Below are 22,733 nucleotides of genomic sequence, written 5' to 3'. Positions count from 1 at the left end.
ACGCTTTTGTCCAAAAACGAGTTTATCTTTCAGTCTGCTTCTCGCTCGTACACACCTGTCAGGTTTATTAATTCCTTTTAATCAGACCTGACAGATACTTAAGATTTATTGCCCCGTTAAACGCTTCGCAAATGAAATTGCATAGGCTGTTGAGCGTAATTTAAGTACTTTGTCATCACTTGGCATAAAGCCTTTAGACAACAGGTTTGGGTCATAATTTGTGAGGTCGCAACCTGATTCACCTGTCGATTCTATGGTGAGCTTTCCTAATTCAATTGTTTTGCGATCCGCAGGCCAGCGAACTGAAGGGTCAGTTAATGTATCACCCGGCTCAGCTAATTCAGCTTGAAAACGATAATGCACCTTCCCTTTTGCTAAATCTTCTTCAAGTCGCTTAGCCAGAAAAGATTTAGGGAAGGTTTTCATTTGCTCTTCTGTTAGCACCTGTTCTGGCTCTTCTGGCACCATGGTCCATCTAAAGGCATGTTTAGCGCCCTTTTCATCAACCATGTAAAAGGTATGCACACCAAAATAACGCGAAGACACATACGATGCTGGCGGGTTATGGCTTTGTAGCCAATTAAATTGCCCTAAGGTACTCGGGTTTTGCTCTCTGTATGCTTTTACTTTTGCAAAATCGATTTGCCCTGTTTTCTCGTCCGGTAATAAGGTACTTAGTAAACCGAAAAACGCTTCTGGGCTGTTGCCTGCAAATACTGGCGTACTTAGCCCTGCAATATTGTGTACATCACCATTTTCTAGCACAAACTGCACCCCCATTCCTCGTGGGGCACGAGATGTTTCATCAGCGTGAGGGTTACCACCGCCCATAGAAAAACGAATATTTGCTTTTGATGGCGCATTAAATAAAGGGCTAATTGAATACTGCTTTGCAGCTTGATTAGGTGTAAATGTGCCGACAGCGCACACCCCTTTGGCGTGACCTTTTCTGTAGCCTGGTTGTTTTCCTGACAGCTTTTCAAATAAATTAATAAAATCTTGCCCGTTTACTGATTGCTCAGCAAAACTTGCTGTCGGTAAAACAAGACACATTGCACAAACTAAAGACGTAACTTTTTTCATTTATCCATCCTTTAAACTTAGTTCCAACAAAAGTGACCAGATACACTTCGAAATGATTTCATCAAAGCTAATAAATATTTTTTACCAACAAAAACGCTACAAACATTTAATAAACTTAGAATATTTATTTAACTACCATTTTTTTAAAAGCTGCTAACGTTAAATTTAGGATCCGAAAAACTGCTGTGGCGCCCAGCATTTTAAAAATAATCCGTGGTATTAATCACGACTATGGCTAGTCCACTTAATCGTAAATTTTGTGGCTTGGTCAAAACAACAAGGACCTAATTATGGTGAAACAACATAAAAAAACCACTGCAAACGCTGATGTAGATATGACCCCTATGCTTGATATTGTGTTTATCTTGCTTATATTCTTTATCGTCACAACCTCGTTTGTTAAAGAGCGCGCTATTGAAGTGAATCGCCCTTTAGCAAAACCAAGCCTTGAAAACCCTAAAAAACAAGCGCAATTCACTATCACTGAAAACGACAGTATTTATTTTGCAAACCGGCTTATCACACCAGAGCAAATAATCGCTAACCTTGCGTTATTTGCTGCACAGTTTGAAATGACCAATGTGCAAGTAACCGCAAGTGAGCAAAGCAGCCACAAAACCTTAGTCACCTTGCTTGATAAAATAAAACAATATCAAGATGTGCCAATTTCTATAAGCACCTCTTTATAACTTATCTCAAAGGGTCATTTGACCCTTTTTTAATATTAAAAATAAAAAACCGTCACATATTTGTAAAAAAGCCTCTCTATGATTGTCTGCAACAAATCTGGTCTAGTCCAGATAAATTTAAAAATAAGAGGCTCAACAGATGATTAAACGACGTACACTCAGCACAGCTGTTTTTTTGTGCAGCTACCCATTTTTATCAGCGCATAGCGCTTTTGCCACTGATGCAAAAATTCAAGGCTCTATCACAGATCATAGTAATCGCTTGCCAGGTGCTTTGGTTAAAGTCGTTGGCACAAATCAATCAACAGTGACTGATTATGATGGTAAGTTTGAGCTTGCTAAATTAGATGCAGGTCGCTACCAACTTGAAGTTTCGTATATGGGTTATAGCAGCCAGATTGTTGATGTTGAGATAAGCAACAATGAGGTTAAATTACTGTCTCCTATTGTGATGGATAATTCAACTAACACCATTGAAGAAGTCGTTGCTGTTGGTCAAATTCAACGTGGTGAAATGGCTGCGGCCAATAGCCAAAAGAATGCTAAAAATATTAAAAATGTTATTTCGGCTGATGGCATTGGTAAGTTGCCAGACCGTAACGCAGCTGAAGCAGTTCAACGCATCCCTGGTGTTTCAATAGAGCGCGATCAAGGCGAAGGCCGATTTGTTGCTGTTCGCGGCTTACCTGCTCAGTGGAGCTCTGCAACTATCAATGGCAACCGATTACCAACTGCAGAAGAAGAAACCACCAGCCGCGCCACTGCGTTTGACTTTTTCCCGAGTGAGCTTATTGAATTTGTAGAGGTATCAAAAGCATTAACGCCAGAAATGGAGGGAGATGCTATTGGTGGTAACGTTAACTTTATAACCAAAAAAGCACCTGATGATTTTGTATTTAATGCCAATTTAGCACTCGGTCAAAATGAACTAGCTGATGGCAATAACTACTCTGCCAACTTACTTTATGGCGATCGCATCTTAGATGACAAATTAGGTTTTTTAATTAACGCAACAGCTTGGCAACGCGACTGGGCAACAGATAACTTTGAACCACGTCGAGGAAATGATGGTTTAGGAATTTATCGTTTAGAGCTAAGAGATTACACCGGAACTCGTGAAACTTACGGTTTAAATGGTTCTGTTGAATACCAGCTTGAACAAGGCAATATTAGTGCGAGTGCCATGTACGGCACACTAATCGACGATGAAACGCACTATAAGCATCGTATGCGTTTTGATAAAGACAGAGCAGAACTACAACATATAAGAAATGAGCTCATAACAGAAATGACTGGCTTTGAGTTTGCTGGTGAGCATTTCTTTGGTTACGACAAAACATTAAATTGGTCTTTATCTAGCTATGAAAACGAATTTAGGTATGGCAACACGCCTAACAGCGAAGATAACAGTTATTTTGTAGTTCGATTTGACCAAAAAAATGTCGGTTACGAAGGCCTTGAAGACAGAGATACAGGCAAAAACTACGCTTATAACACGATTGATGGTGGCTCAGATCCATGGGACCAAATCAGTACTCACCTACCAAGTGGCTTTTCGTTTGATCCAAGCCAAATGGGCTTATCGTGGGTCGAACTATATAAAATTAAGGTGAATGAAAAAGATAAAATTGTTGCCGCTTTAGACTTTGAGTGGCAACTCAACAGCGACCTTATTGTTAAAGTAGGTGCAAAATACCGCGATAAAGAACGCGTTGCTAGGTTCAGTGATGAATTTTATGCATGGGATACTGAAAACTATGGCGCAGCCCCTACTCTGAGTGATTTTACATTAGCGGACCAACCGGGCCGAAGTGACTATTTAAGCGAGCTTTCTTACGATTATCAAAGTCAGTTTTCGCAAGTTGCTAGTACTGATGATTTAGCAAATTTTTGGAATAAAAATAAAGACAAGTTTGTCCTTGATAAGAGTGAATCTGCTTTAATCGAAAATGGTGGAGCACTTGGCAGAAACTTTGATGTTAATGAACAACATGCATCTTTATATGGTATGGCAACATATACCATTAACGCTAATTGGGAAATGCTAACAGGTCTTCGTTTAACTCAAACAGACACCGAAGTTGACGGTTATATTTACCTTGCAGATGAAGATAAAGTCGAAAGCGTTAAAGCAAACAATGACTACTTGTCTGTGTTACCTGCATTGCATTTAACCTACCACCCTAACAGCCAAACCAATTATCGACTTGCATTAACTCGCTCTTTTGCTCGTCCTGACTTTGGCTCATTAACGCCAGGGGCGACTTACTTAGAAGCAGACAACGAATTAACTTCTGGTAACCCAAATTTAGAGCCGACTTATTCAAATAATGTCGACTTAATGGCTGAATACTTCTTTGACCGCTTAGGGTTAGTTTCTCTGGGGGTATTTTATAAAGATATTACCGATCCTATTTTTCAAAGTAGCTCTATAGGAGAGTTCGGCAATAACACTGGGGTTAATATTATTCGCCCTGAAAATGGTGATAGCGCATGGCTTGCTGGCCTAGAGGTCGCGTTCAATCGTGATTTAGGTTTTATTGCACCAGAACTTGATAACTTTGGCATCATGGCTAATGCAACCTTCATGGATTCAGAAATGACGATTCCTGATCGCGCAGACAAAGTCTCAATTCCTCGCCAAGCAGATAGTCTCTACAACTTTACGGTGTATTACGATAATACGCATTTTGCAGCTCGATTAGCCGTTAACTTCAAAGGTGAATACATTGAAGAGCATGGCAGCAGCAAACAATTTGACAGCTATTATGGCGACAATACCAGCGTTGATTTTACGACGTCATATCAGCTTAATGAAAACGCATTAGTCTACCTCGAACTGAATAACTTAACCAACGAGCCTCTTAAATACTACCTAGGCGATGAAAGCCGTCCTCTACAAGTAGAGTACTACGGTGTACGCGGCATGGTTGGCATTAATTATCAGTTCTAATCAGTCTTTGAGTTGTATGCGGGGCCATTGCCCCGCAAAGGATACCTAATGTTTTCACACCCTAATTGGCTTAAACGTGCGCAAGGAACCGGTTTTGTGTTATTTGCAGCCAGTGCTGCATTTCTCACTTACTTTTCTATGTACGCATTTCGTAAGCCATTCACTGCAAATAGTTACACTGAATTCGACGATCCGAGTTGGCAGGTAAGCTTTAAAATTGCTCTTATTTTGGCGCAAGTTTTTGGCTATTTATGCGCCAAATTTATTGGCATAAAAGTTATTTCAGAAATGCAGCATCAGCAACGAGGTTTAACAATTATTGGCCTTATTGCCGCTGCAGAAATATCGCTGGTGTTATTTGCTATCACTCCGATTGGGTTAAACGTTATTTGGCTATTTTTTAATGGCCTCTCACTAGGCATGATTTGGGGACTTGTTTTTAGTTTTCTTGAAGGAAGAAAAACCAGTGAAATTCTAGGCGCTATTTTGAGTGTTACTTTTATATTGGCGTCAGGGCTTGTTCGCAGTGTAGGTAAATGGCTTATTGATACACTAAATGTACCTGAGCTATGGATGCCTGCAGCAACAGGTGCGCTATTTTTCCCGCTACTATTGTTTAGTGTTAAATGCTTAACCCTTATTCCAGAACCAACAATAGAAGACGAACAAGCAAGACAAAAACGCTTACCTATGGATGGCAAAGCCCGTTGGCAATTTTTTAAACAATATTGGTTTGGTATTAGCTGTCTCATTCTAAGCTTTATGCTGTTTACTGGTTTTCGTGATTTCCGTGACAATTTTGCAGCTGAAATTTGGCAAGCTCTTGGCCATGGTGAAGAACCTGCCATTTTCGCCTACGCGGGGATCAGAATGTCATTTATTGTCCTTATCGCATTAGGTGCGATGGTTTTGGTAAAAAACAACAAAACCGCATTTTATGTCAATCACGGCTTTATTTTATTCGGTGCCGCTTTGTTATTGTCGAGTACCTTTGCTTTTGAAGCTAACTTGATATCCGCAAAAGCGTGGATGGTATTACTTGGTTCAGGTCTCTATATCAGTTACATCCCGTATAACTGTTTTCTATTTGACCGAATGATTTCAGCCGTTGGCTCCGTCGCTAATGCTGGTTTTTTAATTTATCTTGCTGATTCTGCAGGCTACCTTGGCTCTGTCAGTATTTTACTGTACAGAACATTTGCGATGCCTGAGCTAAGTTGGCTTAACTTCTTTATTAACGCTTGTTACTTAGTTGGCATTGTAGCCGCCGCTTTAGTTGCATGTTCACTGTGTTATTTCACAGTACGTTTGTCCCCTATTCGAACTCATCACTCAAAACAGGTTGTGACCTGTAACAATTAAAAGAGAATCTTATGAAAAACATAGAAGCTATCATTTTAGATTGGGCTGGAACTGTCGTAGATTATGGCTCAGTTGCCCCCACCACCATTTTTGTTGAAGCATTTAAACAAGCTTATGAGTTTGAGATTTCACTTGCAGAAGCGCGTATTCCAATGGGTATGGGAAAATGGGATCACATTGCCACACTTGGAAAGTTGGAGTCAGTTGCTTCACGCTGGCACTCTCAGTTTGGCCGAGCAATGTCAGAAGCAGATATTGATCACATCTATCAAACTTTTATGCCATTGCAAAAAGCAAAAGTAGCAGACAGAGCAATGCCTATTCCTGGTGCGCTTGACGTGATCAATCGCTTAAAACAGCAAGACATCAAAGTAGGCAGTTGTTCGGGATACCCTCGCCAAGTTATGGAAGTGTTAGTCAGTGCCGCTGCAGACTATGGTTATCAACCGGATCATTGGGTAGCAAGTGATGACCTTAAAGCCGGCTCTCGCCCTGGCCCTTGGATGGCTCTTGAAAATGTAAATGCTTTAGGCATTAAAAAAGTCGCTAACTGTATAAAAATTGATGACTCTGCCCCCGGCATCGAAGAAGGTTTGAATGCCGGAATGTGGACAATTGGCCTCGCATTAAGCGGTAATGCTGTCGGCTTAACAGAACAAGAGTGGCAAGCTTGTAGTGCTGAACAAAAGCAGCAACTGACACGTCAAGCTTACCAAAGCTTGTACTCTGCAGGTGCGCATTTCGTGGTTGACTCGCTGGCTGATATTGAAACTGTTTTGATGGAGATTGATGCCAAGCTAAGCCGAGGGGAGCGCCCATAATGCAGTTTCAACCTTTTTGGTTTGATAACGCAATGCAAGAGGAAGCCTATGCGCTTCCTCTTTCATTACCTACAAAGCACCATTGCGATGTATGTATCATAGGTGGTGGCTTTACTGGTCTTTGGACTGCTATCAAACTCAAGCAGCAACAAGCTAATTTAAAAGTTACCATCATTGAAAAAGGCTTTTGCGGGCAAGGCGCATCAGGGAGAAATGGCGGTGCAATGTTAACTTGGTCAACTAAGCTGCCCAGTTTAAGTAAGTTAGTTGGTCTCGAAAAGGCACTGTTTTTAGTCAAAGAGTCTGAGTCAGCGGTTCATCAAATTGCAGAGTTTGTTCGTCAGCACGGTATCGACTGCGATTGTCGAATTGATGGCTGTTATTACACCGCCTCAAATGAAGCACAAAAGCACTTGTTAACCCCCGCAATAAAAATGCTTGAGGATAATAATCTTAATGCGTGGCAACACTGTGATACTCAAACACTCATCAATACAGGGTCAGCCGCCAATATTAGCGGTCATTATTCACCTCATGGTGGTAGTATTCAGCCGGCAAAATTAGTTCGTGGTTTAAAACAGGTCGCTGAAAGTTTAGGCGTTAAAATTATTGAACAGTGCCAGTACAAAGCACATAGCGGACAGTCCCCTCTAAATGTTGAAACAAACCAAGGTAATATTTGTGCTAATCATCTTGTATTTGCCGTTAATGCGTGGCTCCCTACCCTAAAACCGCAGTTTCAACGCAATATCGTGCTGGTTTCAAGCGATATGGCAATTACTAAACCGATGCCTGAAACCCTTGCGCATTTAAGTCTCAATCATGGCGCTGCAATAATAGACTCCCGTATTTTTGTAAACTATTACCGCACCACTACTGATGGTCGATTAATGCTAGGCAAAGGCGGAAATTATTTTAGCTTCGCAAACAGAATGAGTGATAAATTTGAGCAGCCGAGTCGCTATCAAACGCTATTAAATAACTCTTTATCACACTTTTTCCCTAACCATAATTTTGAAATTGATCGAACTTGGACAGGCCCTTCTGACCGAAGTGTCACTGGCTTCCCGTTTTTTGGACATTTGAATAATCAAGCAAACGTTATCTACGCCGGGGGTTATTCTGGTAATGGCGTCGTACAGTCTTTTTTAGGGGCTAATATTCTGTGTGCTTTAATCTTAAAAAATGCACCTGTTTGGCAACACTGTGGCCTTGTAAATCAAGCATTAGACAACTTTGTAGTTGAGCCCTTTCGAACTGTCGGCGCTTACCTAATTCGTAATGCAATTCGTCGTAAAGAACGAGCAGAAGACAACAACACCCATGTAAATCAAATAGATACGTATCTTGCCAGCTTCATAGGCAGCGCAGGAAAAGTTGATATGAAATCGTAGAGCTTTTTTAAGATGACCATTACACACCAACCAACAATTACACAGATCCGTTATTTATTTGAGCAGTTTGGTTACCAACACTATGACGAAATTTGTACTCAGTATTCTCATGCAGCCCAGTGCGCTGGGCTTGCATTGCAGCAAAAATTAAGCGCTGATACTGTCGTTGCTGCATTTTTACATGATATTGGGCATTTAATCGCACAGCAGCAAAATCTCACGATGACCAAGCAAGGATATGTGAATCACTGCGAGCTTGGCGCAATTTTTTTAAAAGAAAATAACTTTAATGCTGCTGTCGTTGCCATGGTTTCTCAACATGTTCAAGCTAAACGCTTTTTAGTCGCAAAGAATGCTGGTTATGAGCAAACACTTTCGCCTGCCAGTACACTCACCTTGCAACAACAAGGTGGCCCTTTGTCGTTACAACAAGCTAATCAATTTGCAGCCCAGCCATATTTTGAAGAAATTTTACAATTAAGAGAACTTGACGACTGTGCAAAAGATCCAAATATGCATATTGAACCACTTTCTTTTTGGCTAGATTACTTAGATAACTATTTAATTTCATAATCAAACGTTATAAATCCTTTTATTATCAGTTAAGCTAAAGCTGTATTTAGCAAAAAGGCACGGTATGCTTTTATATCAACAAATCAGAAATTACATACATCAATTACTAAGCGAAGGGACTCTGAACACGGGTGACAAGCTCCCTTCTGAGCGTTTGTTACAAGAACAATTTAACTCGACCCGTATTACAGTCCGTGAGGCACTACTTCGTTTAGAAGCTGAAGGATTGATCTATAGCCAAACGCGCCGTGGTTGGTTTGTAACGCCAACAAAACTTAAGTGGAACCCTGCCACTAAAGTAAACTTTTATGAACTGGCAAAACAACAAGGCTTTGTTGCTGATACCCAAGTGATTAGCCATCAAGAAATTAGCAATCATGATTTAAAAGCAGAATTTTCTGCATCAACTTTACACCATTTGCAACGTGCCCGCAGCCTTGATGAGCGCTTAGTGATGTTTGAAGATATTTTTTGTGATGCTGCGCGTTTTGATAGCCTTGCTGAGCACAACCTAAATGGCTCGATAACACAAATAATGGCAAATCAATACGCAACAAATGTAGTCAATGAGCAGTGCGCAATTAGTGTGACTGTCCTTCCTGACGATGTAGCACAGGTATTGCAAAAAAATAGTGGTACTCCCTGTTTAAAAGTTATTCGTAAACGCTTTGATGAACTAGGAAGTTTAGTGGATTACAATATTGAGTATTGGTTGCATAATGCCATTGAAATGACTGTCGAAGGTCACTAAGGCAATAAATGAAAAAAGGCTTTGTTAAACAAAGCCTTTACACGGGTGAACATTCTTTATAACCAATATCTGCTGTTTGATATTGCTTTAATTAAACGTGTAATATCGTTTTCGAACACATGACCAATATTGCCAATTCTAAAGCAATCAGCATCTGACACCTTACCTGGGTAAATCACAAACCCTTGGTTTTTAAGCAACAAATAAAACTCTTTAAAGTCATACCCATTTGCTGTTGGAGAATAAAATGAGGTGATAATCGGTGAATGTAAGCTATCATCTAAGAGTGTTTCAAAACCTAAATCTCTCATCGCAGTCACTAAGAGTTGCTGATTGTTTTTATAACGCTTATGACGTGCTGCAATACCACCCTCTTGTTCTAATTCAATAAGAGCTTGATGAAATGCGCGTACAACATGTGTAGGAGATGTGAAACGCCATTTACCTTGGTTGTTCTCCATACACTGCCACTGTGCATGTAAATCAAGTGACAACGAACGTGCAACACCCTGAGAGTCTTCAATTAAGTCACGTTTGCAAATAACAAAACCAAAACCTGGAACACCTTGAATACACTTATTAGATGAGCTTATCATTACATCAATGTGCCAATCTGCTAAGTCAAACGGTACGCCACCAAAGCTGCTCATAGCGTCTAAAATATACACTTTGTTATGGCGTGATAATAGTTCGCCAACTTGCTTTGCTGGGTTTAGCATGCCAGTCGTTGTTTCGCAGTGCACCATTGCAACATGACTAATTTTTTCATCGCTCAAGAGTGTTTTTTCAATGTCGTCACAGCTTGGTAGCTGAGTTTCAGTGTAATTTAAAACACAATGGTCAATGCCTAAATACTGGGCAATTTCTGCCATCCGTTTACCATACGCGCCATTGTTTATTATCAATAACTTATGCTCATTTGCGACTAAACTACCTAAAGCACTTTCTACACTCGCAGTGCCACTGCCCTGCATTAATGTGCACGTATAGTCAGAACTTTTAGTGGCCAAAGTTACAAGTTTGCTGCGAATAGCCTGTACAACACCTAAGTTATAATCGTCATCCCATGTACACCAATCCTTTAACATCGCTTGTTTTACAGTATCCGATGTTGTTAATGGTCCAGGAGTTAACAGTAAGTATTCATTCATTTTTAATATCGCCTAAATCTGGTCTAGTCCAGATATTATTAGGGATTTATGTTGATAAAAAAAGTGAAGTTTTTATGACTGCATTAAAAAAGGGCCTAACGGCCCTTTGCAAGTTAAATAATAAAGGAATCTAAAGGGAGTTTAGAACTTGTACTCTGCACCTACGTAATAGTACGCACCGTTAAAACCAAATGGTGCTGAACGACGTGAGTAAGTGAATACACCTGGGCTTGAAACAATTGTGTTGCCGCTTGCATCAACAATCGTACCCGAGCGTGAATTACCAATGGTGTTCTTATCTGGGTAAACATCAAATAAGTTATTTGCACCAATGTTAAATGACAGATTTTCGTTAAAGAAGTAGTTAACTTTTACATCAGTTAATATTTCAGCACCGTATGTTTGACGGCCACCATCTTCAACTGTGTATTCGCCGTAACGGTTTAGAGAAAGGTTTACTGTCCAATCTTCTAAACGGTAAAGCGCACTTAAGTTAATGCGATCTTCAGGTTGCCATTCTTCAATAATTGATGTTTCTTGAGCAGAAAACACATCTTCTACCGGAATAGTCTCAAGGCCACTGCCTGATGGCGTAAATAAATCAACTACATCAGTTTTAGTGAAGTTAGCAGCAAAGGTGAAATCAAGCGTGCCGCCAAGGCCTTCTGTGTTCCATGTTGCAACTAAATCAACACCTTCGGTTTCGGTGTCTGCACCATTTAAGAAGAACTGACCCGCACCTGCGCCTGAACTTTCAAGTGCAGCATCGAGCGTATCTGATAAACCTTTACCTAAACGGTTAGAAATAACGATACGGTCGTCGATATCAATCGAGTAGTAATCAATGGTTAAATTGATATTGTCGGTCACGTTATACACGATACCTAGACTGCGGTTTTGTGACTTCTCTTCTTTTAGCTTAGGAATACCAATTGATTGCGCTAAGGTACTGTCGTTTCTGAATGTACCTACTTGCTCAGCGACTAAGCTGCCATCATCACCTACAACGAACTGTGTACTTACGTTATTAAAGTAAAGTTGTTGCATCGAAGGCGCTCTAAAGCCTGTGCTTAGTGCACCACGTAAAGACACATCTTCAGTAATTGACCAATTACCCGCTAACTTAAAGTTAACTGTATCGCCAAAACCTTTGTAGTTATCGTAACGTACCGCACCTGAGATAATTACATCATCAATAACATAGGTTTCTGCATCCATGTAGAATGAGATCACATCGCGCGACTCATCAACTGATGATGCCGGATCTGAACCACCAAAACCTTGCGTACCGCTTGCAGCATCAACACTGCCTACCCCGCCATTTAAACCAGAATAGATGCTCACACCATCAACGGTGTCGTAATCACGATAAGCATATTCGCTACCCTCAAGAATACGGAACTCATCAGTACGAAGCTCAGCACCTAGTGCTAATGAGAAGTTATCGTAATCTTTGGTGTAATCAAGGTTGATTGTTTGAAGTGATAATTCAAGGCCGTATGCATACGCTGAACGCGGAATCGTGGCACGAATTTCATCAGCCGTTAAACCTTGGTCATAACGAAGATAGTTAGCGTATGAGCCATTGATAGTGTCACTCGTTGTGTAATCAATGCTGTTTTCACCGTAGGTGTACGATAAATCAATGCTTGAATCATTGTCGAACGACTTTTTAAAGCCCACGTTGTAAGACACGTCATCAATAATAGTATTAATTTTCGGTAAGAAACCCATTGGAATGGTCGCATCACCATCTTGCAATACAGGGTTACCTGTAGCATTTGCGTTATGACGGAAAAACGCTGCAGATTCATTTTCACGATTCGAATAAGTGATAAAGCCATATAGCTCACCACCAGCAAGCTCATAGCCAGTGTTAATAGTTAAAGCAAATTGCTGTGAATCTGCATCACCAATTCTAAACGTATCACGAGGTGCCGTTAACTCACGCGGATCACCTGCTAATAGCGTACCGTCATCAAGTTCAGTACAGCCGTAAAATTGACATGAACCATGCAGGCCTGCACGGTTAGTCGGTGCACGGTCACGGTAGTTGATTGTAGTATTTAAATAACCATCATCACCAAGGGCAAAACCTGTGTTGAAATCAACATTGACTGTTTCACCATCACCTTCTGAATATTCACCGTAGTTAATCGCCGCTTTACCACCTTCTTCAGCGTCTTTTAATACGATATTAATAACACCCGCAATCGCATCTGAACCATATTGCGCAGCAGCACCATCACGTAATACTTCAATACGTTTGATTGCAGCAGCAGGAATGGCGTTCATGTCGGTACCTGCCGTACCACGACCTACTGACGTATTAATATGGATAAGGCTCGCTTGGTGACGACGCTTACCATTGATAAGAACTAAGGTTTGATCTGGCCCTAAACCACGTAATGTTGCAGGGCGAAGCGCGTCAGTACCATCACTGATAGACGAGCTTGAAAAGTTAAAAGACGGTGCGATAGCCTGAAGCATACGGCCTACTTCTGTTTGGCCTGTATTCTCAAGTGCTTCGGCACTTAAAATATCAACCGGAACCGGTAAATCTTCAACCGAGCGACCTGCCACACGGCTACCGACAACGGCAATTTTTTCGATGTTTTTTTCTGCTGATTGATCTTCTGCGAACGCTTGCGTATTGGCGGCAAGCAGTAATGGCACGACTGCAGCGCTGACCCCTGATACTTTGATCATGTTATTATCTATCCTATCTACTTGTTTGAGTTTTATACTCAGCAAGCCTTGTTGATCAACAACCGCATCGAGCTCAGTGCCTTCTAACATCGCATTCAGTGCATCCAATTTAGTATAAAAACCAAATACAGATTGCGCTTGATATTGCTTTGCTAATTCGAAAGAAAAAATGACGGTTTGATCTGTTTGCTTTGCAAATTCGATTAACGCCAAATCAGCTCGTTGCGCTTTGATATCAAATTGCAGCATTTGTTTTTCAGCTGCTATTGCTATTTGGCCTGCTGTGAGGCCATAAATGACAATAGACGCTGGTAACAAAGGCAATTGCTTACTGCGCAATTTATACAAACAAGTGAGGAAGAAAAATCCGCTATGTAAATTTAACTTTTTTTTAATTAATTTTTTGTGACGAGAAGGTGGCGCACAATTAACATCATTACATTGGCGTATTCTCATAGGCAAAACTAACCTTTTGCAGCGATAGTTAAGCTAACACGATGTTCACCTAAACGTTGATGTTCTACACCTAAGTTGGCCTGTAAAGAATCAAGTAACTCTTTTATGTCGCCTGTTTTAAATACACCAGCCACTTTCAATGAAGCAAGTTTTGGGTCATTCAATTCAAAACGTGTGGCGGTATAACGACTCACTTCTTGCAAAGCTTCACCAAGCGGTTCGCCGTTAAAGATTAACATTTCTTGTTGCCAAGCTAAGTCACGCTGTACGTCATCAACAGATAACTGTTTAATCGGCTCAGTTTTACTTTGTTTTATCAGTGCTTTCTCACCAGATACAACAACATTCGCGCGAAGTGCTTTAATATCAGCACTGTTATCCGAGGCATCTTTTAAACGATTAAAATCACTGGCATCAACCTGCGTACTCGGATCAGCAATCATTACCTTGCCCTCGGTCACCACTAACTCTAAGTCTGAGGCAGTATTTCGCTGCACATTAAACACGGTACCAAGAGCAGTAAATGATTTATCACCGGCAATAACAGTGAATGGACGACTTGCATCTTTAGCAACATTGAAGCGGCCTTCACCACGGCTCAAGATCAACTGACGGCGATCGCCGGTATAAGCAACTTCAAGTTTAGTATTGGTATTAAGCTGCACAATCGTGCTGTCGGGCAATACAAACGTGGCTTGCTCGCCCACTTTAGTGCGGTAAATTTTAGTAAACTTTGCGTAGTCGTTTTCTTCGTTCTGCCAATAGCTTGAATAAATGAGCATGATACAACCAAGCAGCATCGCCACTAAAAAGCTAGCCGCCGTTGCCATACCAAATACAGCGGGTTGTTTTTGCGGGGCTTTATAAGGAAATAAGCTACTTAACTCGTTAAGCACACTCATTTCATCCCATAATGTCGCAAGTTCAAATAAGGCCTCTTGATGAGCCGCACTTTGATGAGCCCATAAATGTAATTGGCTCACTTCATCTTTAGATAAACCACGATCAATTGCACTGATCCATTGGCTCGCTTGCTCTTGAATCATTTCTTTTGATGAAAATGGGTGAACATTACTCATTTGTTCACCTCTTTTGCAGTGAACTCTGTGGTAGGGCTATATGCCTGAGGTTGTACATCGTGTGATTTCATTGCTCGGTGAACATGTAATAAGCCTTTGGCTATGTGTTTTTCAACAGTACTTTCGCTGAGTTCCATTTTAGCAGCAATTTCCTTTTGGCTTAAGCCATAGACTTTTTTTAATATAAAACATTTTTTTACTTGCGGGCTTAATTCGTTAGTTACTCGGCAAAAAAACAAAAAGCGCTCTTTAGAGGTTACTTCATCTTCAAGTGCCATAGAACGCATGTGATGTTCAACTTGTTGTTGTTCATCTAACGATTCTTTGTATTTATTGTCCCATTTAGCAATGTGATTGAGTGCTAAATGTTTAGCCGTTTTCAGCATATAACTGTGAGTGTATTCGATATTTTGTTTAAGATCTGCTTCATAACTTTTTATAAACGTCTCTTGCACAATATCTTCTACATCATCAGGGCTGACGATACGTGATACAAAGCGCCTAAGTTTGCTCGATATCTCGGTAAAAGCGGTGATAACCCCAGTTTGATCTGTCATCCTTAACTCACCTTTATTATATTTTTATTGCTTTAGGGTACGAGATTTCAGTTTAATTACAAGCCATTTGTTAAGTTTTTGTACCTTCGGTAAACAAAGATTTCATAAACTCATAAAAAACCTCTGTTTTGCGCGTCACTAGGCTGTTTTGTGGTTTTAAAAACCATACAGGCGCGTCAGCATCAACAAGGCTATTAGGGAGTATTTCGATTAACCGCCCTTCTGCTAAATCATCTTTAATTGCAATATATGATTTAATGGCTATGCCATGACCTGCAATCGCAGCCTGCGTCATGTTATCTGAGTTAGATACGGTAAAACGCGTTCTCGCATTATAATTAACTATTTGGCCACCCTCGTTAAGTTTAAGCTGTCGCTGCCATGGCAAGCATACCCAGTAATGCGCTTTAAGATCTGAGACCGTTCTTGGTAGCCCATATTTTTCAATATAGCTTGGGGCTGCACACAAAATACGAGAGTTACTAACAAGCTTACGTGAAAGCAAGTTTGAATCTGCCAACTGACCTACTCTAATAGCTACATCTTGGGCATCATCCACAATATTTACAAATTGGTCTGTGATCATAAAATCGAGTTTCAAGTCGGGATATTGCTGTTCAAAATGACCAAGCTCTGGCATCACAAATTTTGAGAAGACCCAAGGCGGCATAGTGACTCGTAAAAGCCCTGTCACCGCCGAACCTCGTGCGCCAATTTGATGCTCAGCATCATACAGCGCCTCTAAAATGGCCCCAGCACGTTGATAAAACAGCTCTCCTGCTGGTGATAAGCGTATTCGCCTACTATCACGAAACAGCAACACCGTACTTAATGCTTTTTCTAATTTACTTAAGCGATGACTAACCGTAGCGGGTGAAAGGCCCTGAGCTTTAGCGGCGGCAACCACCCCTTGGTTTTCAACTATGGCAATAAAGGTTTCTAAATCACATAAACTGTACATGGCTTGATTCAATATTTTCGAATTTAGGTTTCAGTTTTGTATTGTATATATAAAAATTTAAAACTCTATACTTACTACAAATAGTCAAAATGATTGGAGTATGTATGTCTTTAAAAACCCAAATCGATGCATTTGAAGTGCAAAAGAAAGCCAATGTCCCTGCTGATATCCTAAATTTGATGGATGTCACAACTGAAAAGCTGATTGCTGAACAATTAAGTCATCACGCTTTAATAGTGGGTGATAAGTTTCCAGCATTTGAATTACCCGACAGCAAGGGTAAACAAATTAGCTCAACAGAATTGTTATCGAAAGGCTCGCTGGTGCTGAGCTTTTACCGTGGTGGTTGGTGCCCGTATTGTAATTTAGAGCTTCGCGCACTTAATAACATGCAACAAGCATTTGCAGATCAACATGCCCAATTAGTTGCTGTTTCTCCTCAGCTACCCGATGAATCACTGTCGACTCAACAGCAAAACGAGCTGGCTTATACGGTGCTTTCTGATGTGGCTAACTCATTGGCTAAAAAGTGTGGTTTGGTTTTCACGTTAGATGAGCGCTTGATCCCTATTTATGATCAGCTAGGCTTAGATATTCCTAAAGCCAATGGTGACGATAGCTACGAATTACCATTACCGGCAACTTACGTAATTGATAGCCAAGGGGTGATTCAATTTGCATTTGCTCATGAAGATTACACACTAAGAGCGGAGCCTTTAGATGTTCTTAACGCAGTTAAAGCAATTAACCGTGTTTAGTAAAGCCCTTTTTAGTCTCGTTTTATTGCTAACCTTAACTTTCTCGGGAGGCACAATGGCAGCGTCGCAAATCCAAGCAAAACCAAAGGTAATTGTGTTTGATGTCAATGAGACCTTGCTTGATCTTGAACAAATGCAAAGTTCAGTCTCTAAAGCACTCGATGGTAATACCCAGTTATTGCCGCTTTGGTTTTCGACCATGCTGCATCACTCATTAGTGAGTACGGTATCGAATGATTATCATGACTTTGCTGATATAGGCGTTGCCGCGCTGATGATGGTCGCAAGTAATAATCAAATTTCGTTAACCAAAGAGCAAGCTAAGCAAGCGATTGTGCCGCCGCTTTTATCTTTACCTGCCCATAGCGATGTTAAACCCGCATTGGCGCAATTAAAGCAAGATTATAAACTAGTCAGCTTTACCAATTCGTCAAATAATGGTGTCAAAGCGCAGTTTCAACATGCAGGCTTAACAGATTACTTTACTCACCGTTATAGTGTTGAAGATATTAAAGTGTATAAACCCGATCTGCGCGCTTACAAGTGGTTGCTTGAACAATTAAATGTAGCGCCTCACGAAGCTTTAATGGTTGCAGCACATGGCTGGGATGTGGCAGGCGCTAAAGAAGCAGGAATGCAAACAGCGTTTATCGCAAGACCCGGAAAAGCCCTTTACCCATTGGCTAAGCAACCAGACTACATCGTTAAAAATCTTGAAGAGTTAGCCCTATTGCTTAGTCAAAAGTAAGAAGCGATTTAATCTGTCTATCAACGCAAAGCGAAAATGCTTTGCGTTTTTTTGTGTCCAATAAAAAAGTAAACTACAGGGTGTACCTTTCTCTTTTTTGGGTATAAACTAGACGACAAATGAATATACATAGTTACGTCTGTCATGTTGATAGACTACTTTTTATGTATACCTACTTAACAATTGGACTGTGGAGTAAACATGCGTCTGCCTTTCGCACCTGCCAAATTATCATTATCTGCGTTGTTATTAGTTTCTGCTCCTTTGCTATTGCAAGGTTGTTCTGAAGCGCCACAGCAACAACAGGGTCAAATGCACCCCGCTGCTGTCGCGACTATGACAATGGAAACACACGATGCACCTTTTACTATTGAGCTGCCAGCGACGCTGTCTGGTTCAAAAGAAGTTGAAGTTCGTGCCCGTGTCACCGGTATTCTTGAATCACGCAACTTTGAAGAAGGTCAGCGTGTAGAGCAAGGCCAATCATTATTTACAATTGACCTAGAACCTTATCAACTTGCAGTTGATCGTGCGCAAGCTGCACTTGATGGTGCAAAAGCAGCGCTTGTTCAAGCTGATCGTGACGTTAAACGATTAGCTAAACTACGTGCCGAAAAGTCCGTTTCACAACGTGACTACGATAACGCAAGCTCAGCCAATGATATTGCAAAAACTGATTTAGCCGCAGCAAAAGTTGCCTTAAAAGAAGCGCAACTAAACCTTGAATATGCGCAAGTAAAAGCCCCTGTCGCAGGAGTAATGGGACGTGAGTTTGTCTCTGAAGGAACGTATGTTTCTGGTCCAGATTTATTACTGACTCAAATGACTCAGTTTGATCCTATTCGTATTCGTTTTGGCTTATCAGAGCGTGAACAACTGCAAATGCGTCAAGATGTTAAAAATGGCTCACTGACGTTACCAGAGCAAGGCCACTGGCAAACACAAATTAAACTTCAAGACGGTTCTTTATATGGACAAACCGGTGAAGTTAACTTCTCTGATGTGCGTATTAATCCAAACACAGGTACCAGTGAGTTTCAGGCAATTATTCCTAACCCTGATTTTCAGCTTCGCCCAGGCCAATTCGTTCGCGTTGAGTTAAGTGGTGCAGTACGTAAAAACGCTTTCATCGTGCCGCAACGTGCAGTTCTTGATAACGGCACTGGTAAGTTTGTTTATGTTGTAAGTAAAAACGAGCAAGGTATGGATGTCGCTTTACCTGCCCCTGTTACTGTAGGTGAGTGGATCAAAAAACCAGAAAATGAGCAATACCAAAACTTTTGGTTAATTCGCAGTGGTTTAAAAGAAGGCGACCAAGTTATTGTTGATGGCATGGCACGTATTTTCTTCCCAGGTATGCCAGTTAATGTTGGCAAACCTGCCGCTAACCCAAGCCACGCAGAATAAGCACAGGGAGTCTTATGTTTTCTCGTTACTTTATAGACAGACCCATTTTTGCGTTTGTTATATCTATTGTTATTGTACTTGCGGGCCTTGCTGCGATGCGCAGCTTACCTGTGGCGCAATATCCTGAAATAGCACCTCCGGTTGTACAGGTAACCGCAGCCTACCCAGGTGCATCAGCTGATGTACTTGAGCAGACGGTTGCCACACCAATAGAAAATGCTATTACCGGTGTTGAAGGCATGATGTATATGTCATCAACGTCAACCAGTGCAGGTTCAACGACCATCGAAGTTACTTTTGAAATTGGTACTGATGTTGACCAAGCAGCCGTTAACGTAAACAACCGTGTTAAGCAGGTTGAAGCGCGTTTACCTGAAGAAACACGCCGCCAAGGTGTGGTTGTTCAAAAAGGTTCTTCTAGCTTTTTACAAGTTCATGCCTTTTACTCACCAGATGGAACACGTTCGAGTTTATGGACATCAAACTATGTCACTATGAACGTCCTTGACCGTGTTAAGCGTATACCTGGCACCACCAGTGTACAAATTTTTGGTGCCAAAGATTACGCAATGCGCATTTGGCTGCGCCCTGATGTAATGAGCCAGTTAGGCGTCACTGTTGAAGAAATTGCAGGGGCAATTCGTGTACAAAACTCGCAATACGCGGCAGGTAAAATTGGTGCCACACCTACTACGCAATCGCCACAAGAGCTTGTTTATAGTGTGACTGCACAAGGGCGTTTGTCTGAGCCTGAGCAGTTTGAAAATATCATTATTCGTTCAAACACAGACGGCAGTAGCTTACGCTTAAAAGACGTTGCCCGCGTTGAACTTGGCTCAAAAGATTATAACTTCAAAGGGACGATTAACGGTAAAGAAGCGGTACTGTTAGGTATCTTCTTGCAACCTGGTGCTAACGCCCTTGATGTAGCCGAAGAAGTAAACAGTGTTATTGAAGAAATGAAAAGCCAGTTCCCTACCGGTCTTGCTCATTTAACGTCATACGACACAACCCGCTTTGTTGAAGTATCAATTCGTGAAGTTGTAAAAACACTGCTTGAAGCCATGGTATTGGTATTCTTAGTGGTGTATTTATTCTTACAAAACTGGCGCGCGACCCTAATACCGACCCTTGCTGTACCAGTATCACTACTAGGCACATTTGCCGGCATGTATATGCTGGGATATTCAATTAACTCACTCACCTTATTCGGCATGGTGTTGTCGATTGGTATTGTTGTTGATGATGCCATCGTGGTACTCGAAAACGTTGAGCGTATCATGCACGAAGAAGGCCTAGGTGCCAGAGACGCCGCCGTTAAAGCGATGGGCGAAGTAAGCGGCCCTGTAGTGGCCATTGTTTTAGTACTTTGTTCAGTGTTTGTGCCAATTGCGTTTTTAGGCGGCTTAACCGGTGAGTTATTCCGTCAGTTCGCTATTACTATTTCGATTGCTGTGAGTTTATCGGGTATCGTTGCGTTAACGATGACGCCAGCGCTTTGTGTGCTTATTTTAAAGCAAGAACACAAGCAAACTGCCCGCTTCTTCCTATGGTTCAACAACATGTTTACCAAGATCACAGGCCGTTATGTTGGTGCTGTTGGCTTTATGGTGCGCCGTGGCCTGTTAGGACTGATCTTAATGACGGGTATGATTGCCGCTACAATTGGCCTTTGGCAAAACACCCCAGGTTCGCTTGTGCCAGATGAAGACCAAGGTTATTACATCTCTGCAATTTTCTTACCTGACGGTTCATCACTTGAGCGCACAGAGCAAGTCACACAGCAAGTTGTTGAGGCCGTGCAATCAAACCCAGCGAACGAAAACGTGGTGGCGTTTACCGGTTTTGACTTTATTGGTGGTGGTTACAAAAACAGTGCTGCAACCTTATTCGTAACTCAAAAGCACTGGGATGAACGTGAAGTTGATACCAAGGCGCTGGTGCAAGAGCTATTCATGAAAACAGCGGGTATTAAAGAGGCACTCGTGCTTGCCTTTAATCCGCCTGCAATTTTTGGTTTAGGTAACACCGGTGGTTTTGAGTTCTACATTCAAAACAAAGGTGATAGCGACCCAGACAAACTTCAACATGCAATGCAATTGATGACAGCTGAAGCACAAAAGAGCCCTATCATCAGTGGTCTGCAAACACTTTGGCGCCCTGATGCACCACAGCTACGTGTTGATGTTGACCGTGAACAAGCACGTGCCATGGGTGTCGAAATTGATGATGCGTTCACTGCCCTTGCGGGTAACTTAGGGACTTATTACGTTAACGACTTCAATAAATTTGGTCGCGCATGGCAAGTACTGATGTCTGCAGATGCTGAATTTAGAATGAAACCTGACGACATTGGTCGTATCTATGTTAAAAACAATCAAGGTACTATGGTGCCGCTTTCAGCCTTTACCACTATCGAGTATAGCCGTGGGCCTGAAAACCTAAATCGTTATAACAACTTACCTGCGGTTAAACTGATGGGTAATGCAGCTCCGGGTTACAGTTCGGGTCAAGCTATTGCTGAGGTTGAGCGTATTGCGCAAGCCGTTTTACCACCTAATATGACCTACGAATGGACAGGTTCTGCATTCCAAGAAAAACGCAGTTCGGGCACCACGGGGATTGCCTTAGGCCTTGCTGTGATCATGGTATTTTTGATTCTAGCAGCGCTATATGAGCGTTGGTCACTGCCGCTTTCAGTCATGCTTGCCCTGCCATTTGGTACCTTTGGTGCGCTTATAGCGGTTTGGGTCGTTGGAATGACAAACGATGTGTATTTCCAAATTGGTCTGGTAACACTTCTTGGTCTTGCTAGTAAAAACGCGATTCTTATCGTTGAATACGCCTTGATGAAACATCAACAAGGCTGGAGCGCAAGTACTGCTGCACTAGAGGCTGCACGGTTACGTTTTAGACCTATCATTATGACTTCGCTTGCATTCATTTTAGGCGTAGTACCTCTAGTATTGAGTTCTGGCGCAGGTGCAGGTGCACGTCATAGTGTTGGTACCGGTGTAATGGGCGGTATGATGGCCGCAACATTCCTGGCCGTATTCTTTGTGCCACTGTTCTTTTATTGGTTAACGGCGCGTAAGTTAACTGAAAAACGTTCAAGACAAGAGCTTGCTGATGAGATAGCGAAACATCATCAACAAGAACATGTCAAAACCCAAGAGGGTAACCTGTAAAAAATGAAGGGCAAACAATGAGTTTGCCCTTTTTTTTGATTATTTGATTACTAGCAATTTACTGCTTCGAACGCTAGTATTAAGGAAAGATGT

17 protein-coding genes are annotated in these 22,733 nt (G+C 41.5%); 11 read left to right on the top strand and 6 right to left on the bottom strand.

Annotated elements, in window-relative coordinates:
- Positions 1-105 precede the first annotated feature (105 nt).
- Positions 106-1,083, bottom strand: a complete 978-nt coding sequence (locus NH153_RS13965; RefSeq protein ID WP_063704869.1) for a catalase family peroxidase — start codon at positions 1,081-1,083, stop codon at positions 106-108.
- Between the two features lie 290 nt (positions 1,084-1,373).
- On the opposite strand from NH153_RS13965, the gene NH153_RS13960 reads away from it, so the two are divergent.
- The 7 genes from NH153_RS13960 to NH153_RS13930 all read left to right on the top strand — a co-directional run bounded on the left by NH153_RS13960 (position 1,374) and on the right by NH153_RS13930 (position 9,626).
- A complete protein-coding gene (locus tag NH153_RS13960; protein ID WP_055021032.1) occupies positions 1,374-1,772 on the top strand; it encodes an ExbD/TolR family protein in 399 nt (132 codons plus the stop codon).
- A 139-nt stretch (positions 1,773-1,911) separates the two neighbouring features.
- Entirely contained in the window at positions 1,912-4,725 is a 2,814-nt protein-coding gene (locus NH153_RS13955) for a TonB-dependent receptor (RefSeq protein ID WP_063704867.1), read from the top strand.
- A 48-nt stretch (positions 4,726-4,773) separates the two neighbouring features.
- The gene (locus NH153_RS13950) at positions 4,774-6,087 is read left to right on the top strand and encodes a DUF5690 family protein (RefSeq protein ID WP_063704865.1); all 1,314 of its coding nucleotides are present in this window, start codon (positions 4,774-4,776) and stop codon (positions 6,085-6,087) included.
- Between the two features lie 11 nt (positions 6,088-6,098).
- Positions 6,099-6,908 carry a phosphonoacetaldehyde hydrolase gene (gene phnX, locus NH153_RS13945; RefSeq protein WP_063704862.1) on the top strand — a complete coding sequence of 270 codons (810 nt, stop codon included), beginning with the start codon at positions 6,099-6,101 and terminating at the stop codon, positions 6,906-6,908.
- Positions 6,908-8,302 carry an FAD-dependent oxidoreductase gene (locus NH153_RS13940; RefSeq protein WP_063704860.1) on the top strand — a complete coding sequence of 465 codons (1,395 nt, stop codon included), beginning with the start codon at positions 6,908-6,910 and terminating at the stop codon, positions 8,300-8,302. Before phnX ends, NH153_RS13940 begins: the two co-directional genes overlap by 1 nt.
- Before the next feature lie 12 nt (positions 8,303-8,314).
- Positions 8,315-8,875, top strand: a complete 561-nt coding sequence (locus NH153_RS13935) for an HD domain-containing protein (protein WP_063704857.1) — start codon at positions 8,315-8,317, stop codon at positions 8,873-8,875.
- A gap of 64 nt (positions 8,876-8,939) precedes the next feature.
- The gene (locus NH153_RS13930; RefSeq protein WP_054553070.1) at positions 8,940-9,626 is read left to right on the top strand and encodes a UTRA domain-containing protein; all 687 of its coding nucleotides are present in this window, start codon (positions 8,940-8,942) and stop codon (positions 9,624-9,626) included.
- A gap of 56 nt (positions 9,627-9,682) precedes the next feature.
- Here the strand turns inward: NH153_RS13930 and phnW are convergent, their stop codons facing one another.
- The 5 genes from phnW to NH153_RS13905 form a co-directional block, all read right to left on the bottom strand.
- Entirely contained in the window at positions 9,683-10,777 is a 1,095-nt protein-coding gene (gene phnW, locus NH153_RS13925) for a 2-aminoethylphosphonate--pyruvate transaminase (protein ID WP_063704855.1), read from the bottom strand.
- Between the two features lie 141 nt (positions 10,778-10,918).
- Entirely contained in the window at positions 10,919-13,942 is a 3,024-nt protein-coding gene (locus NH153_RS13920) for a TonB-dependent receptor plug domain-containing protein (RefSeq protein WP_063704853.1), read from the bottom strand.
- Between the two features lie 8 nt (positions 13,943-13,950).
- On the bottom strand, positions 13,951-15,021 hold the full coding sequence (locus tag NH153_RS13915; RefSeq protein ID WP_063704851.1) for a FecR family protein: 1,071 nt from the start codon (positions 15,019-15,021) through the stop codon (positions 13,951-13,953).
- Positions 15,018-15,578 (bottom strand): RNA polymerase sigma factor, encoded by a 561-nt coding sequence (locus tag NH153_RS13910; RefSeq protein ID WP_063704849.1) that lies wholly within the window; start codon positions 15,576-15,578, stop codon positions 15,018-15,020. The genes NH153_RS13915 and NH153_RS13910 overlap by 4 nt, the downstream gene beginning before the upstream one ends.
- A 70-nt stretch (positions 15,579-15,648) precedes the next feature.
- Positions 15,649-16,539: a LysR family transcriptional regulator gene (locus NH153_RS13905; protein ID WP_063704847.1), complete on the bottom strand. Its 891-nt coding sequence runs from the start codon at positions 16,537-16,539 to the stop codon at positions 15,649-15,651.
- A 104-nt stretch (positions 16,540-16,643) separates the two neighbouring features.
- On the opposite strand from NH153_RS13905, the gene NH153_RS13900 reads away from it, so the two are divergent.
- From NH153_RS13900 to NH153_RS13885, 4 genes are all read left to right on the top strand, one after another.
- Complete coding sequence (locus tag NH153_RS13900) at positions 16,644-17,297, top strand: peroxiredoxin-like family protein (RefSeq protein ID WP_063704845.1); 654 nt, start codon at positions 16,644-16,646, stop codon at positions 17,295-17,297.
- 55 nt (positions 17,298-17,352) lie between these two features.
- Positions 17,353-18,045 (top strand): haloacid dehalogenase type II, encoded by a 693-nt coding sequence (locus NH153_RS13895; protein WP_063706145.1) that lies wholly within the window; start codon positions 17,353-17,355, stop codon positions 18,043-18,045.
- A gap of 201 nt (positions 18,046-18,246) precedes the next feature.
- Entirely contained in the window at positions 18,247-19,452 is a 1,206-nt protein-coding gene (locus NH153_RS13890) for an efflux RND transporter periplasmic adaptor subunit (protein ID WP_063704843.1), read from the top strand.
- A gap of 14 nt (positions 19,453-19,466) precedes the next feature.
- Positions 19,467-22,640, top strand: a complete 3,174-nt coding sequence (locus tag NH153_RS13885; RefSeq protein ID WP_063704841.1) for an efflux RND transporter permease subunit — start codon at positions 19,467-19,469, stop codon at positions 22,638-22,640.
- Positions 22,641-22,733: the final 93 nt, after the last annotated feature.

The organism is Pseudoalteromonas gelatinilytica, from assembly GCF_001641615.1.
Classification (GTDB): Bacteria; Pseudomonadota; Gammaproteobacteria; order Enterobacterales; family Alteromonadaceae; genus Pseudoalteromonas; species Pseudoalteromonas gelatinilytica.
This window is presented reverse-complemented; position numbering and strand designations above follow the sequence as displayed.